Raw genomic sequence first — 2,164 nt, 5'->3', positions numbered from 1 at the left:
ATTTATAGACAGCTCCTAAGGCTCAAAAAAAATCGCACTTCTTAAATTCTACAATTTGTAACAGGTTGGCTTAAATGCAAAAAATTCCGAAAGGGTTAACCCTTTCGGAATTGTCTATCTGAAAGTCTTTTGTCTAAAAGTCCTTCGTCCGAAAGTCCTTACTCCAAAAATCTATTTCTTTGCCTGTTGTTGATTTCGCATCATTTCTTCCATACGGGCCTGGAAACCTGATTTTTTCTTCTTGGTATCCTCTGGTTTCTTTTTGTTTTCCTGGATCTGGGCATGGATCTTTTTATCATCAACCATGAATTTAATCAGGTATTGTTGTAAAAAGGTAAGCATGTTGGCCAAAAAGTAGTAATAATTTAAACCTGATGGATAGCTGTTAAGGGTGAAAAGGAAAATAAGGGGAGTAATGTACCCGATATATTTCATCTGCCCGGTTGCGCCCGAGATCTGGTTGTTAAAGTAGGTATAAATCAAAGTTGATATCGTCATCAGCAAACACATTAAGCTTATGTGATCAACTCCACCGATAAGTGCTATAGGAGCAAACTTAATTACCGAATCATAGGTGGATAGGTCATGCATCCATAAAAAGTTTTCGCCGCGCAGCTCAAATAAGCTTGGGAAAAACTTAAAGAATGCGATTACTATAGGCATTTGTATCAGCAATGGCAAACAGCCGCCTAATGGGTTTACTCCTGCCTTTTTATAAAGCTTGAGGTATTCCTGCTGTAAAAGTGTAGGGTTATCCTCGCCAACTTTTGTCTTTATCTCGTCCATCTCGGGCTTCAGCACACGCATCTTGGCCATCGAAAGGTATGATTTGTAGGTAAGCGGCGATAGTACCAGTTTAAGTACAATGGTTAACGCTAAAATGATAAGGCCGTAATTCCAGTTAAACTGGTTAAGAAAGTTAAATACGGGTAATACCGCAAACTGGTTAATGTATTTTAACGGCCCCCAGCCCAGGTTAACCAATTTTTGCAAATCAGAACCTTGCTTCTGCAGGGTGTTAAAACGGTTTGGACCAAAATAAAATTCAAGCGGCACACTACCATCTGCCGTACGCGCCAAAGTAAGATCGGCCTTCATCTGCCTGACATCGGCAGTATCGGCCACATCGGTTACAGCTGCAAGGTTTGATTTGCTTATACCATTTTTAGCGATAAGCGCGTTAGAGAAAAAGTGTTGTTTAAAAGCAACCCAGGTCATCTTTTTATCACTTATCTCCTTTTGGTCGTCTTTGGTTTCGCTTAAATAATCTACAACGCCATCGGTATTTAAATAATAAACGGTAGTATACTGGCGCTCCTGCTTCATATCCTTTTCCTGTTTGTGCAGGCTGGCTGCCCAGTTAAGGTTAACACTGCTGCTATTGGCAATAACGCCATCAAGCCCGGTAGGCTTAATGGTTAAGCCCAATTTAAAGCCAGTGCCTTTTAAGCTGTATATATAATCAATATACTGGGTTGGGCTATAGCTTAAACGCAGGGTAATTGAGGCCGAATCCTTTTCGGCAACTTTTAAATCTGATGCGTTTGGAGTAAAATAATATTCGTCGGTGTTTATTTTTTTATCGCCAACATTAAAGTTCAACCCAAAATGAGCTTTATCGTCACTGAATAATACAAGGGGCTTTTTATCAAAGGTTTTATAATTCTTTAATTCAACCGAAGCTACTTTACCACCTTTTGTGTTCAGTTTAACCAATAATTCCTGGTTTTCAATAGTTATTAGCTTCTCGCTACCTACTGATGCCGCGCCAAACGGACTTTTTAAAGTTGCAGAATCGGCTACGGTTTTAGCGGCCGTTTTACTGGTATCAAATTTTGCAGCTGCAGGGGTATTTGCTTTGGCCAAACCGGCTTTTTTCAAAGAATCCTGTTGTTGTAAAAGGCGTTCTTTTTTTAATTCGGCATCAGATGGCTTTAAAAAGTAAATAGAGCCAGCTATTATAGCCATGATCAGGAATAATCCTGTAAAGGTATTTTTATCCATTATCTATCGTATCGTACAATTAACTTATTTCTTACGGGCATAAGCCAGTGAAGCGGCGACAAAGTTAATAAAAAGTGGGTGCGGATTTGCAACTGTTGATTTTAATTCTGGGTGAAATTGTGAACCTACAAAAAACGGGTGATTTTTAAGTTCCACAACC

At 39.3% G+C, this 2,164-nt stretch carries 2 protein-coding genes; both read right to left on the bottom strand.

Annotated features, from left to right (window positions below):
* Positions 1-171: 171 nt before the first annotated feature.
* On the bottom strand, positions 172-2,004 hold the full coding sequence (yidC, locus tag AC1DPZ_RS25915; RefSeq protein WP_477408926.1) for a membrane protein insertase YidC: 1,833 nt from the start codon (positions 2,002-2,004) through the stop codon (positions 172-174).
* A gap of 24 nt (positions 2,005-2,028) precedes the next feature.
* Positions 2,029-2,164: glutamine amidotransferase-related protein (locus AC1DPZ_RS25910; protein ID WP_477408928.1), on the bottom strand; the 136-nt coding region annotated here is incomplete at its 5' end.

Source organism: Mucilaginibacter sp. P4_G9 (genome assembly GCF_056400985.1).
Note: the sequence above shows the minus strand (reverse complement) of the source record. Positions and strands in the feature narration are given on the sequence as shown.